The 12,737-nt window shown below is 72.9% G+C and carries 13 protein-coding genes; 6 read left to right on the top strand and 7 right to left on the bottom strand.

What is annotated here, in order from left to right; translation table 11 throughout:
* Positions 1-53: 53 nt before the first annotated feature.
* Together AB0F71_RS19280 and AB0F71_RS19275 are read right to left on the bottom strand one after the other, a co-directional pair.
* Positions 54-608: a hypothetical protein gene (locus AB0F71_RS19280; RefSeq protein ID WP_360235493.1), complete on the bottom strand. Its 555-nt coding sequence runs from the start codon at positions 606-608 to the stop codon at positions 54-56.
* Between the two features lie 136 nt (positions 609-744).
* Positions 745-1,140 carry a cupin domain-containing protein gene (locus AB0F71_RS19275; RefSeq protein WP_360235490.1) on the bottom strand — a complete coding sequence of 132 codons (396 nt, stop codon included), beginning with the start codon at positions 1,138-1,140 and terminating at the stop codon, positions 745-747.
* Positions 1,141-1,192: 52 nt separating this feature from the next.
* On the opposite strand from AB0F71_RS19275, the gene AB0F71_RS19270 reads away from it, so the two are divergent.
* Positions 1,193-2,200 carry a helix-turn-helix domain-containing protein gene (locus AB0F71_RS19270; RefSeq protein WP_360235487.1) on the top strand — a complete coding sequence of 336 codons (1,008 nt, stop codon included), beginning with the start codon at positions 1,193-1,195 and terminating at the stop codon, positions 2,198-2,200.
* A 163-nt stretch (positions 2,201-2,363) separates the two neighbouring features.
* Positions 2,364-2,918, top strand: coding sequence for a hypothetical protein (locus tag AB0F71_RS19265; protein ID WP_360235484.1), 555 nt, complete (start codon positions 2,364-2,366; stop codon positions 2,916-2,918).
* Positions 2,919-3,238: 320 nt separating this feature from the next.
* Here AB0F71_RS19265 and AB0F71_RS19260 read toward each other — a convergent pair whose 3' ends face one another.
* Together AB0F71_RS19260 and AB0F71_RS19255 are read right to left on the bottom strand one after the other, a co-directional pair.
* Entirely contained in the window at positions 3,239-4,018 is a 780-nt protein-coding gene (locus AB0F71_RS19260; protein WP_360235608.1) for an alpha/beta hydrolase, read from the bottom strand.
* A 197-nt stretch (positions 4,019-4,215) separates the two neighbouring features.
* Complete coding sequence (locus AB0F71_RS19255) at positions 4,216-5,118, bottom strand: type II CAAX endopeptidase family protein (protein ID WP_360235481.1); 903 nt, start codon at positions 5,116-5,118, stop codon at positions 4,216-4,218.
* A gap of 210 nt (positions 5,119-5,328) precedes the next feature.
* Between AB0F71_RS19255 and AB0F71_RS19250 the strand changes: the two genes are divergently transcribed.
* Positions 5,329-6,558, top strand: coding sequence for a sensor domain-containing protein (locus AB0F71_RS19250; protein WP_360235478.1), 1,230 nt, complete (start codon positions 5,329-5,331; stop codon positions 6,556-6,558).
* The gene (locus tag AB0F71_RS19245; RefSeq protein WP_360235475.1) at positions 6,546-7,199 is read left to right on the top strand and encodes a response regulator transcription factor; all 654 of its coding nucleotides are present in this window, start codon (positions 6,546-6,548) and stop codon (positions 7,197-7,199) included. The genes AB0F71_RS19250 and AB0F71_RS19245 overlap by 13 nt, the downstream gene beginning before the upstream one ends.
* 138 nt (positions 7,200-7,337) lie before the next feature.
* On the opposite strand, the gene AB0F71_RS19240 is transcribed toward AB0F71_RS19245, so the two are convergent.
* Positions 7,338-8,744, bottom strand: a complete 1,407-nt coding sequence (locus tag AB0F71_RS19240; protein ID WP_360235472.1) for an amidase — start codon at positions 8,742-8,744, stop codon at positions 7,338-7,340.
* A gap of 115 nt (positions 8,745-8,859) precedes the next feature.
* Between AB0F71_RS19240 and AB0F71_RS19235 the strand changes: the two genes are divergently transcribed.
* Complete coding sequence (locus AB0F71_RS19235; RefSeq protein WP_360235469.1) at positions 8,860-9,450, top strand: TetR/AcrR family transcriptional regulator; 591 nt, start codon at positions 8,860-8,862, stop codon at positions 9,448-9,450.
* Between the two features lie 632 nt (positions 9,451-10,082).
* Here the strand turns inward: AB0F71_RS19235 and AB0F71_RS19230 are convergent.
* The gene (locus AB0F71_RS19230; protein ID WP_360235605.1) at positions 10,083-10,577 is read right to left on the bottom strand and encodes an ATP-binding protein; all 495 of its coding nucleotides are present in this window, start codon (positions 10,575-10,577) and stop codon (positions 10,083-10,085) included.
* 209 nt (positions 10,578-10,786) lie between these two features.
* Here AB0F71_RS19230 and AB0F71_RS19225 point away from each other — a divergent pair, with 209 nt between their 5' ends.
* Complete coding sequence (locus AB0F71_RS19225; protein WP_360235466.1) at positions 10,787-12,058, top strand: transcriptional regulator; 1,272 nt, start codon at positions 10,787-10,789, stop codon at positions 12,056-12,058.
* Here the strand turns inward: AB0F71_RS19225 and AB0F71_RS19220 are convergent.
* Positions 12,039-12,698, bottom strand: coding sequence for an HAD family hydrolase (locus tag AB0F71_RS19220; RefSeq protein ID WP_360235463.1), 660 nt, complete (start codon positions 12,696-12,698; stop codon positions 12,039-12,041). The two genes, AB0F71_RS19225 and AB0F71_RS19220, sit on opposite strands and share 20 nt — an antisense overlap.
* Positions 12,699-12,737 lie beyond the last annotated feature (39 nt).

Raw genomic sequence — 12,737 nt, 5'->3', positions numbered from 1 at the left:
CGGGAGCGGAGCGCCCACGGCCTCGACGGAGTGGCCCGGTCGGTCGAACCGGATCAGTCCAGGCGGGACTTCGGATTCACCGTGCAGAAGAAGACCCGGCTGTTCCGCTTGTCGAAGTAGAAGCTCCCCGAGTACTGGCTCTGCGTGACCGTCCGGTCGAACGATTCGCTGTGCAGCCACGCCGACTTGGTGTCACCGAGCTCTGCGGCGAGTGCGCCCGGAACGGGACAGTCGATGCCCTGCTCCGTCCACGTCCCGCCCCCGGTGATGCTCGCGAGCGTCGCGGGATCGACCTGGGCGAAACCGTCGAGGCTCACGTCGGTCGGCCCGGGAACCCCCGAACCGCCGTCCTTACCCAGTGTCCGGCCGATCCACTTCGTCGCCGACAGCTCGCCCAGTTGCGGGAAGCGGCGCTTCAACGGGTCGACATCGGTGCGGATCTGCGCCACGGTCGTAGCGGCAGCAGTGGCAGCCGGGGCACTCCGCCGGTCCTCCGAGTCCACCCGGGCCTGGTTCGACGCGCAGCCGGAGGCAAGCAGCGCGGCCGCGGGCAGGAGGAGCAGAGCACGGGCGCCCAGGAAGCGCCGCCTCAGCTCTACACAGTCCATCGGTTCATCATCCTCACCCAGGGGCCGTCCACCTCGATGTCCGTCACCACGTACGTCCAGTCGCTGAGTTCACTCATGCGGTCGACGCTACCGCGCCCGTCCGCCGGCGCTTTGGCGCTCCGGCGCTCCGGCGTCGTCAGGCGTCCAGGGCGTGACCGGTGGTCGCGTCGATGTGGGCCGGGACGGGGTCGTGGCGGTCGCCGACGGTGGGCGTGCCGGTGGGTTCGAACATCAGGATCGCGGCGCCGTTCGGGGCCTGCGGCCTGTGCTCGGTGCCGCGCGGGACGGTGAAGACGGAGCCCTTCGGGAGCAGCACGGTGCGCTCGCCGCCGGATTCGCGCAGCGAGATGCGGAGTTCGCCGTCGAGGACGAGGAAGAACTCGTCGGTGTCGTCATGGGCGTGCCAGACGTGTTCGCCGTGGACCTTGGCGATCCGGACGTCGTAGTCGTTGACGCGGGTGACGATGCGGGGGCTCCACAGGGCGTCGAAGGTGGCCAGGGCCTGGTCGAGGGCGACGGGTCGGTTGCTCATGCGCCCATCCTGGGTCGCCCCGCCCGCCCGGCGTGAGTGCTAGAAATGGCACATGTCGCAAGGATCCTCGCAGCCTCCGCCGCACTCCCCGACGGCCGGCCCGCACCGGGTCGTCGTGATCGTCGACGCCAACTCGAACCCCTTCGAACTCGGCTGCGCCACCGAGGTGTTCGGCCTGCGCAGGCCGGAGGTCGGCCGCGAGCTGTACGACTTCCGGCTCTGCTCCCCCGAGCCCAGCACCCTGATGCGGGACGGGTTCTTCACCCTCACCGGGGTCGCCGGTCTGGAGGCGGCCGACACGGCGGACACCCTGATCGTCCCGAACCGGCCCGACGTCGAGGTGCCGCGCCGCCCCGCCGTACTGGAGGCCGTCCGGCGGGCGCACGCGCGGGGCGCGCGGCTGGTCGGGTTCTGCAGCGGCGCCTTCACGCTGGCCGAGGCCGGGGTCCTGGACGGGCGGCGGGCCACCGCGCACTGGCAGTGGGCGGACGACTTCCGGGCCCGCTTCCCGTCCGTCCGGCTCGAACCGGACGTGCTGTTCGTGGACGACGGCGACATCCTGACGGCCGCGGGCAGCGCGGCCGCGCTCGACCTGGGCCTGCACGTGGTGCGCCGCGACCACGGCGCCGAGATCGCCAACGCGGTGAGCCGCCGACTGGTCTTCGCGGCCCACCGGGACGGCGGACAGCGGCAGTTCGTGGAGCGGCCGGTGCCCGAGCGGCCGGACGAGTCGCTGGCGCCGCTGCTGGCCTGGGCGCAGGAGCGGCTGGACGCACCGCTCACCGTCGCCGAGCTGGCGGCGCGCGCGGCGGTCAGCCCGGCCACGCTGCACCGCCGGTTCCGCGCCCAATTGGGCACCACGCCGCTGGCCTGGCTCACCGGGGAACGGGTGGCCCTGGCCTGCCGGCTGATCGAGCGGGGCGAGTCCCGGATGGAGGTGGTCGCGCGCCGCAGCGGGCTGGGCACGGCCGCCAACCTGCGGATGCTGGTGCGCCGGGAGACGGGCATCTCGCCGTCGGCGTACCGGCACCGGTTCGGGCCGGAGGCGAAGCCGAGCTGACGGTGGGCCGTCGGGTCCTTAGGTGATTTCGCCATGGACATGATGATGGCTGATTCTCCACATTGACGCTACGGAACGTCGCAACAAGACTCCATCCCGTCAGCAGTCCACTGCTGCGAACACCACTCTGACGAGGAGTCGCCCGATGCGATCCAGAATCACGGTGTTACTGAGCGCTGCCGTCCTGGCGTTCTTCACAGCGCTAATCGGCGGCGGCCAGGCCACCGCGGCCCCCGGCGCCGCCGCCTTCACCGCCCAGGCCCGAGCCGCCGGACTGACCACCGACCAAGCCGCCTCCCTCCAGGAGAAGGCCGACAGCTACCTCGCCACCACCGGCGGCACCCAAGTCGCCCCCAACCTGATCCAACTCGACGGTGCCACCGTGTACTTGACCGTGCCCGGCGAGGACCACCCGCGCGACCTCACCGGTGACGGGGCCCTCGCCTACGACCCGTGTGCGGGCGGCGGAGCGGACTACAAGCACATGTGCGCCTACCGCGGCACCTGGTACTCCGGTGACGAGGTCGACATGTACAACTGCGGTCGCTACTACTTCAGCACCTGGTCCGGCCCCGGCTCCTGGGACAACAACCAGACCACCAACACCGTTGCCCGCATGTACGGCCCCAGCGGCGCCTGGGTGTTCTCCACCGGCCCCGCCCACAGCCAGGATCCGAACGGCAACTGGTCCCCGGTCCACAGCGTCGTCAACTGCTGACAGGTGACCGGTCGGGCGCGCCGCCGCCGCAGCCCGGTCGTACCGGGCCACGGTCCGCCGCCTGAGGCGCTCACGAGACGGATCCGTCGCAGGGCCGGGCCCCGACTCTCACCGAGCCGGGGCCCGGCCGTGGCTGCGGCCGCCGACGCCCACGCCCACGCCCACGCCGTACGCGACGCCCGCGGCGATGAGCAGCACAGCGGCCGGTACCGCCAGGTTCAGCAGCTGCCGGATGCCCGACGGACGCGGCCGGCAGCACCCCGCACACCAGCAGCGCGAACCAGTAGCGCCGTGCCGTTTCCATCCGCCCGCCGGACCTCTCAGCCGATACCGTCGAGGAACTCCGCGAGCACCCCGTGCAGCGCCTCGGGCCGCTCCAGGTGCAGGTCATGGCCGGTGCCGGGGATGCTGACGGCCATGGTGGCGGGGCCCCGCCGGAGCATCTCCTCGGCCTCCGCCGCCGGGACGAACCCGGACTGGCCCAGCACGACCAGGGTCGGGCAGGCGATCCGCGCCCACTCCGCCAGGTAGGACCGCTGGGTGAGCTCCGCCAGTGAGTCCACCATCACGTCCCGGTCGAACCGCGGCCACCAGCCGCCGTCGCGCTCCTCCAGTCCGGCCGCCCAGCCCGCGCCGACCGGCCCGCCGCCGAGGAACTCGACGGCCGCCTCGCGGGCGGGGAACGGCGTCGGCCAGGAGTCGAGCCAACCGCCGACCTCCACGGCCACGTCCGGGTTCGGCCCGCCCGGGCCGGCCTCCACCAGCACCAGGCCGCTGACCAGTCCGGGGTGCGCGGCGGCGGTCAGCATGGCCGTGTGCCCGCCCAGCGACTGCCCGGCCAGGACCGGGCGCCGCAGCCCCAACTGCTCCACGACGGCCACCACATCGGCGACGTAGGCAGCACGCGAGACCTCCGGCGGGCGGCGCTCGCTCGCGCCGTGTCCGCGCTGGTCGACCGCGACGACCCGGTACCGGGTGCTCAACTCCGCCGCCAGCGCGTCCCATTCACCCGCGTGCCCGGCCAGCCCGTGCAGCAGGACGACGGGCCGGCCGGGCCCGCCCCAGTCCCGGCACACGAGCCGGACACCGTCACGCTCCACCAGCCGCTCGGCCCACCCGACGTCGGCCCTCGCCGCCTCCGTCCTCGCCACCTCGGTCCGTACCGCACCGGGCCGTACCGCACCAGGCCGCACCGCGTCGGTCGGCGCCTCGTCGGACCACGCCAGCTCGGGCCGTGTCACGTCGTACCTCCAGGGAATCGGGCGGACCTCGATCATGTCGCACCGCCCGACGCCGCTCAACGGAGGTGCCCGTTCCGCAACACCCGGCCGCCCTGGCCGGCACTCCGCCGGTGGGCCAGCCAGCCGGCCACTACCACGAGGGCGGTCACCGGCCAGGTCGAGATGCTCAACGGGCCGGCGAGCAGCGGGTCGACGATGCGGCCCGAGACCTCGCGGGTCAGCGGCAGCGTGAACTCGTTGAGCGACAGGTGCGCAGCGACGGCCGCCCACACCGACCCGGTCGACAACCGGATGGAGGCGATGACCGTACCGAGCAGCATGGCCGTCACCACCGCGACGGGTATGCCCAGCAGTACCGAATGGCCGGGGTAGCTCCCGCCGAGCGCCGTCATCGGGACGTGCCAGGCGCCCCAGATCGCGCCGCCGATCAGCAGTCCGCGGGTCCGGCCGTACCGCAGCATCCGGGGCAACAGGTAGCCCTGCCAGCCGAGTTCCTCGCCGAAGTACAGCGGTACGGACACCAGCGCGCTCAGCACCAGCGGCACGACCGTGCCGGGCCCGGGCAGGTGCGCGGGGGTGTACCAGCCCGCGAGCGTGGCGACGCTCAGGCCGGCCGCGGTGAGGCCGAGCGGGATCGCCAACGCGACGGAGACGGAACGGAGTTCGTGCCGCCAGGGGGTGGACCGGGTGAGCCCGAGCAGCCGCAGGGCCTGGCGCGGGCCCCGGCCGCGCACGGTGAGGCCGAAGGCGGTCAGGGCCGGCACCAGCATCATCAGGACCATGCACACCGCCGCCAGCCGTGGCGTCCCCTGCGCGGCGCTCGTCCGGCGGAGTCCGTCCAGCCAGAGCGGGATCATGGTGATCCAGGCGCCGACGAAGCTGATCGTCAGGAAGAGCACCAGCTCGGTGCGTGAGCCGCCCGAAGTGTCCGTTCGTTCCAGGTGTTTCATGCGTTTCATGGCCGTGACGCTACGAACCGCGAGCGGGCCGGGACGATCGTGCAGGCGCGTCGACCGATGGTGTAGCACGCTCCACTGCGCCGGGAGCCCGAGGAGGGGAGACTGGCCGCCGTGAACGACACTTCGATGACGAAGCGGGCGTCGCGGGTGACACGCGCGACGCGGGCGGGCGCTGCGCGTTCGGCCCGCGCCGCCGGGTACTGTGCTGCGGTGTTCGTCCGCGGACTGGCCTTGCTCGTGCTGGTGCCCGTCCTCCTGTACTCGGCGGCGCTCTGCCTGGTCGGCGTGGGCCTGCTCGTCCTGCCGCCCGAGCTCCGGCTGCTGCGGTGGCTGGCCGACGGCGAACGCGCCCTGCTGGGACGCTCCGCGGCGCGCTCCACGACGAGCTCGACCACCCGCTCGACCGCCCGCTCCACGGCACCGGCCGGACCGCACCCGCGAAGGCGCCTGGCGGCGGTCCTCGCCGACCCGGCGACCGGCCGTGACCTGCGCTGGGCGGTCGTCATGGCGGTCGCCGGCACCGTGCTCGGGCTGCTCGGCACGGCGCTGTTCCTGTTCCCGGCGGTCGTGCTCGCGCTCATCGCCCTGTGGTGGCTGTTCCCCGCCGACGATCCGATCCGGCCGATCCTGAACGTCCCGGTCGACAGCTGGGGGTCCGCGTTCTACGCCGGGGTTCCCCAGTTCCTGCTGAGCGTGCTGCTCGCCCTGTTCGGCCCGCCCCTGCTCGCCAGGACGGCGGCCGCGCTGAGCCGGTGGCTGCTCGCCCCCTCGACCGCCGCGGTCCTCGCCGAGCGCGTGTCCACGCTGGACCGGACCCGCGCCGGCGCGATCGTCGCGCACGGCAACGAGCTGCGCCGCATCGAGCGGGACCTGCACGACGGCACCCAGGCCCGGCTGGTCACCCTCGCCATGCAACTCGGCCTCGCCGAACGGACGCTGGGCTCCGACCCCGCCGCGGTGGGCCCGCTGCTGACCCGGGCCAGGGAGGGCGCCGAGGAGGCGATGGCCGAGCTGCGCGACGTGCTGCGTTCCGTCTACCCGCCGGTCCTCGCCGACCGGGGCCTGGCCGGCGCGGTCTCGGCGGTCGTCGCCCGCTGCCCGGTGCCCGCCACCCTGGAGGTCGGTGAACTCGGCGACGTACCGGCCCAGATCGAGGTCGCCGTGTACTTCGCCGTCACCGAGGCACTCACCAACGCGGCCAAGCACGCCGACGCCGGCGCCGTGACCGTCACCCTGACCAGGACGGGCGCCACCCTGCGGGCGGAGATCACCGACAACGGTCGAGGCGGCGCGACCGAGGGCGGCGGCGGTACCGGACCACAGGGCACCGGACTGCGCGGCGTGCGGCAGCGCGTCGAGGCGGTCGACGGCGTCCTGCTGGTCCGGAGCCCGGCCGGCGGCCCCACCGTGATCACCGTGGAGTGCCCGTGCGGATCGTGATCGCCGAGGACAACGCGCTGCTCGCGCAGGGGCTCACCGCCCTGCTGGAGGCCGTGGGGAACCAGGTGCTGGCGACTACCGGGGACGCCGGGTCCTTCCTGACGGCCGCCGTCACCCACCGGCCGGACGTGGCCGTGGTGGACGTCCGGCTCCCACCCTCCTTCACCAACGAGGGCATCAGGGCCGCGATGCACGCCCGGGAACGCGTCCCGGGGCTGCCGATCCTCGTACTCTCCCAGTACGTCGAGGACACCTACGCCCGGGAGCTGCTCGCCGACGGCACCGGCGTCGGCTACCTGCTCAAGGACCGGGTCGCCCGCGTCGACGACTTCCTCGACGCGCTCCACCGGGTGGCGGCCGGCGGCACGGCGCTGGACCCGGACGTGGTCCGGCAGCTGCTCGCGACGCGCACCGACCCGCTGTCCCGGCTCACCGAGCGCGAACGCGAGGTCCTCGCGCTGATGGCCCAGGGGTACGGGAACTCCGAGATCGCCGATCGCCTCGTGGTCACCGAGCGGGCCGTGCACAAGCACGTCGGGAACATCTTCCTGAAACTCGACCTCCCGCCCGAGGACAGCGGCGACCGGCGCGTCCTAGCCGTCCTCACCCACCTCGGCGCTCCTCAGCGCCGCGCCCGCTGAGGCTGTCGGCCAGTAGGGTCGAACCATTCGACGAGACTGCATGGTGCTGTGTGTCGGCGCCTCCGTGGTGGAGGCCGACCTAGCTGCGGTTGGCAGCAGGCGGTAGGCGGCTGGGCCCCCGGGTGGGGCCCGGCCGCTTCAGGGCCGCGGGTCGATCGGGGTGAGGGTGCCGAGGCGGTCCTCGACGTTCTGGGCGGCGGCCAGGCAGAGATCCTCGCGGAACGGCCGCCCGACGAGTTGCACGCCGGTGGGCAGACCGTCGGCGTCCAGTCCAGTGGGGACGGCGACGGCCGGGACGCCGACGAAGCTGGTGACCGAGCAGAGCCGCCTGGCCGCGCCGAACCGGTCCCGGCCCGCCTGGTCCCGGGACTCCAGACCCGGTTCGACCGGCGGCTCGGTGAAGACCGGGCCCAGCAGCAGCGGGTACTCGTCGAGGAACTCCGTCCAGGAGCGGCGGATGTTCATCCAGGTGCCCATCAGAGCGATCAGCCCAGGGGCGTCGACGGGCGGGGCGCTGCGCATGGCCAGCTCGATGAAGCGGTCACCGCCCTCGCCCAGCAACTGCCGTACGGCGGGCCAACTGGGGGCGAACTCGGTGTGGGTGAGCCGGAGGTAGGCGTCCAGGGCCTCGTCCAGCCGGGGGACGTCGGGGACCTCGCGGACCTCGTACCCGGCGTCGCGCAGGGCCTCGGCGGCGGCCTCGACGGCGCGGCGGACGGTGGGGTGGACACCGTGGCTGCCCGGGTCGGCGACGACGGCGACCTTGGGCTTGCCGTCGAGCGGGTCACCGTACAGCGGTGCGGGTACGGCGCGCGGGTCCCGGGGGTCGGGGCCGGCCAGGGTCTCGTAGGCGAGCCGCAGGTCGGCCACCGTACGCGCCAACGGGCCGTCGGTGACGAGCAGTTGGGAGGCCGGTCCGGGGTCGTCCGGGCCCAGCATGCGCTGGTCGGCGGCGAACCGGCCGGTGGTCGGCTTGAGCGCGGCGACGCCGCAGAAGGCGGCCGGGATCCGGAGCGAGCCGCCGGAGTCGTTGCCGAGCCCGAGCGCGGCCATGCCGGTGGCCACCGCCGCACCGTCCCCGCCGCTGCTGCCGCCGGGGGTGCGGGTGGCGTCCCACGGGTTGCGGGTGTCGCCGTACAGCTCGCTGCGGGTGTGCATCCCGGCCAGGATCAGGGTGGGCAGGTTGCTGTGCCCGATCGGGATCGCCCCGGCGGCGCGCAGCCGGGCGACCGGGATGGCGTCGGCGGGAGCCGTGAGCCCGCGGAAGCGCGGGGTACCGAAGGTGGTCGGGACGCCCTCGATGCGGGTGCACTCCTTGACCGTGAACGGCACCCCGGCGAGCGGGCCGAGCTGCTCGCCGGTGGCGCGGAGCCGGTCGGTCTCCCGGGCGGCGGCGCGGGCGCGGTCGGCGAGGACCTGGGTGACGGCGTTGACGTGCGGGTTGACCTCGGCGATGCGGGCGAGGTGGGCGTCCACCACCTCGAGCGCGGACACCTCGCCGCTGCGGACGGCGGCGGCGATGGCGGCGGCGGGGAGTTTCCACATGGGGGCTCTCCTGACGTGTTCCGATGCGGTTGTATCGGGACCTTAGCCGGGGAACCGATACGATCGCATCGGAATAACGGGATGGCGGGACAACGGGTTGGGAGGCGAGTGGCGGATGCCCAAGCAGGTGGACCACGAGGAGCGGCGTCGACGGATCGCCGAGGCGGTGTGCGCGCTGATCGACGCACAGGGGCTGGAGGGCGTCACCCTGCGGGACGTCGCCGTCCGCGCCGAGGTCTCGGTGGGCGCCGTCCAACGCTGCTTCCGCACCAAGGAGGGGATGCTGCAGTTCGCCCTCGGCCACATCGGCGAACGCGTCACCGAACGGGCACACGGCCGGGTGCTGGGCAGCCCCGCACAGTCCGCCGCGAGCACGGTGGGCCACGTGGTCGGCGAGGTCGCGCTGCTGGGCGACGAACGCCGGGCGGAGGCACGGATCTGGCTGGCCTTCCTCGCCGCGGCCGCCGTCAACCCGGCACTGGCGGCCGGCCTCCGGAACAGCTACACGGGCCTGGAAGGGCTGCTGGCCCGACTGGTCGAGGAGACGGGCGTCGACGCCGAAGGCGCCCGGCGCGAGGCCCGCACCCTGCTCGCCCTCGCCGACGGACTCACCGGACACATGCTGGTCGGCCACCGCACGGCGGCGGAGGCCGAGGAACTCCTGCACGCGCACCTGGCCGGGCTCTGGGCTCGGGCCGGGGAGTAGGCGGGCCCGACACACGCACTCGCGCGACGGACTTCGGTTCAGGGTCCTCCTGGCCGGCAACGCTCAGTTCACTCCAGCGTTGGCCTTCGCGATCAACTCCGCCAGCTCGCTGAGCGAGTCGATCCGGAAAGTCGCCCGGTCGAACACCACTGCACGAATCATGGCGGCAGCCTAACGAAGCCACCCCCCTGCCGCGCCCCGGGGCCGGGCGCGGCAGGGGCTTCGATCCGGCGGGTCAGTGGCGGTGGTGGTTGTCGGGTTGGGCCGGGTCGCCGGGGTGCTCCAATCCCTCGACCAGGGTGAGGCGTCGGGCCCGTTCGTGGTCGAGCCAGCGGACGAACTCCGCCCTTCGTGCGGCTTCCCGGGGTGCCAGCGGGTGGTCACAGTCGCACCGGCCCGCCGAGCACACTGCTCGGCGGGCCGGCAACCGCGCTCCCCGATCGCCCATACGTCGCCACCGGTGTCGTCCAGCGATCTCGGCCTGCGACGAACCCGGCCACCACCCCGACAGCGAAGACGGGCCCACCGCATCGGCCTGGCAGCAGTGACAGCACTTCTCATCGCACTGAAAGTGCAGACGAGTTCAGGTGTCACCGGCGGAGGCGCGGCGGACCGCCTGGGCGGCGGGGGCATCACGCCACCGACCGCGGCGAAAGGAGGTCGTACGCCGAGCCCCAACCGTGCGTGAGGTCCTGCGCCTCACACGCTCCCAGGATCTCGAACCACACGACCTTGCCCTCCCCCGCCGGGTGCCAGCCCCAAGCGTCGGCAAGCGCCTCAACCAGCATCAACCCACGTCCACTGGTCGATTCCGGGTCCGCTGCACAGCGTTCGAAGTTCGGGACGGGATCCTCGACCTCGACTCGCAGCCGTTCGCCGACTCGGCGAACGGTCACCGTGCACCTCGCCTTCGCGTGCTCCATCGCGTTCGCGATCACCTCACTCGCGCAGAGCTCCAGTTCTTGTAGTGCTTCTGCGGAGAACGGCATGCCCCAGACGCGCGCGATCTCCAACACCAACCTCCGTGCCGGCGGGACCGCCGCACCGTCCGGCGGCACACCCCACTCCAACGGCACGGGGAATCGAGCTGTCTTGAGCGGGCTGACGATGAGCCCTCGATGTGCCATGTCAGGCATGTGATCCCACATTCCGTAGTCGCTCCGCGCCAGGCGGTGATGTAGGAATCGTCGGCTCTCACCCAGGCCCCCTGAACCCCCTTGGTGCGACCTCTGGGGGACTTTTGAGAGCCTTTCACCGTTCACGAGGCGAGTGAGAGTCTTGCATGCGTCCCTGCCAGCCGTATGGTTGATGTGGCATCAGCAGCTCGGAGGACATCATGCCCCGGTCCATCGGCAACACCGCCCTCAAGGCCGCCCGCCAGGCTCGCGGCCTCTCCAGCCAACAGGCGCTCGCATCCGCCCTGCATGACGCAGCCCGCCAGCTCGGCCTTGGGGAGATCGTCGTCAGTCGCAAACAGATCGGGCGGTGGGAGTCTCCCAACCCGCCCTGGCCGCGCGATGACCACCAGCAGCTTCTCACCTACGTCCTGCGCCTGCCGATCGAGGACCTCGGGTTCCGGGCGCCGTGGGACGACAGCGTCCGGCCGGGGCCGGACGGGGCCCGGCCGCTCACGGGCCGTCGCCCTTCGGCCGCCCATGCGCTGCCGAGGCCGGCCGCTGCATCCGCGACGCAGCCACCGACCGTGGGTGCGGACTTCGCTGCGGTCACCGAGGCCCATCGACGCCTCTACTGGAGCGTTCCGCCGGCCACGCTGCACCAGGCGGTCGCCGAGCACGCCAACCTGGGTGCGGCTCTGCTGGCCGAGACCGACGGCATCGCCCGAAGGGTGCTCGCGTCCGCCCTCGCGGAGAGCCTTCTCCTCGCGGGCCGGATCCAGTTCTTCGACCTCCGCCAGCCGGAGGTCGCCGATGCCACGTTCGTACGTGCCCTGCAAGCCGCAGGTGAGGCCGATGACCCGCTGCTCGGCGCGGCCGTCCTCGGGCACTCCGCGTTCGTCCCGGGCTGGGCGGGGCACCGCGAGGACACCGCCGAGCGGATGCGGGCTGCCCGCACGTACGCCCGGCGGGGACCCGCCTCGGCAGAGCTGCTGGCGTGGCTCGACGCCGTGGAGGCGGAATGCCTGACCCGCTGCGGCGACCACCGGCAAGCGCTGACGATCCTGCGCCGGGCGGAGGAGACCATGAGCACGGGCGGCGAGCACCGCAGCCCCGAGTGGTTCACCTGGTTCTCGTCCACCCGGCTGGCAGCCTTCAAGGGAAACACGGAGCTGGCAGCCGGCCTGATCCCCCAGGCCCGAACCACCCTTGAGGCGGTGCTCGCGGATCTGCCCGAGACGGCCGGCAAGCAGCGAGTGGTGGTTCTCGGCGACCTCGCAGCCGTCGAGGCCGCCGCTCGACGGCCTGATGCGGCCTGCGCTCTGCTGGAGCAGGCACTCGATCAGCTGGGCGCGACCTGGTACGCCACCGGAATGGAGCGCATCCGAGAGGCCCGCCGGGCGCTCGCGAGCTGGCAGGACTCTGACTCGGTCCGGCGCGTCGACGACCGCCTCTACTCCTGGGCGGCAACGCTCAGTTCACTCCAGCGTTAGCCTTCGCGATCAGCTCCGCCAGCTCGCTGAGCGAGTCGATCCGGAAGGTCGCCCGATCGGCTGCGGGGTCGTGCTGCTGGATCCAGCCCCACGGCCCCCGACGGATCAGTGCGGTGCACATCCCGGCCCGGGCAGCCGGAAGTACGTCGTTGTCGAGGCGGTCGCCGACGTAGAGGATCTCCTCCGGTCGCGCCGGGACCGCTTTCGCGACGCGCTCGAAGAACGCCGGATCCGGCTTGCTCGCGCCCCAGTCGTCGGAGGTGCCGATCAGGTCGACGTCGTCCGTGAACAGCCGGCGCAGGATCGCGCCGGCCCGCACCGTCTGGTTGCCCGCGATCGCGAGCCAGAGGCCCTCCGCCCTCAACCGTGCGAGGGCCGGTCGGACGTCGGGATACAGGTCGTCCTCGCCGAACGTCTCGGGCTGACCGGCCGCCGCCCGCTTCTCGCGCTCCTCGTACAGGTCGAATCCGGGCCGGAAGACCTGGAACGTCTCGCGGTAGTCGCGGCCCTCCGCGATCACGGCGCCGAACTGCGCGACGAAGGTGTGCCGAGGCACGCCCAGCCAATCCGCCCAGGTGCCGTACTCCCGGGTTTCGTCCACCAAGCACTCGCCGACGTCGAACACCACTGCACGAATCATGGCGGCAGCCTAACGAAGCCACCCCCCTGCCGCGCCCCG

Origin of the sequence: Kitasatospora sp. NPDC028055, assembly GCF_040637885.1 — a bacterium.
Classification (GTDB): domain Bacteria; phylum Actinomycetota; class Actinomycetes; order Streptomycetales; family Streptomycetaceae; genus Kitasatospora.
This window is presented reverse-complemented; position numbering and strand designations above follow the sequence as displayed.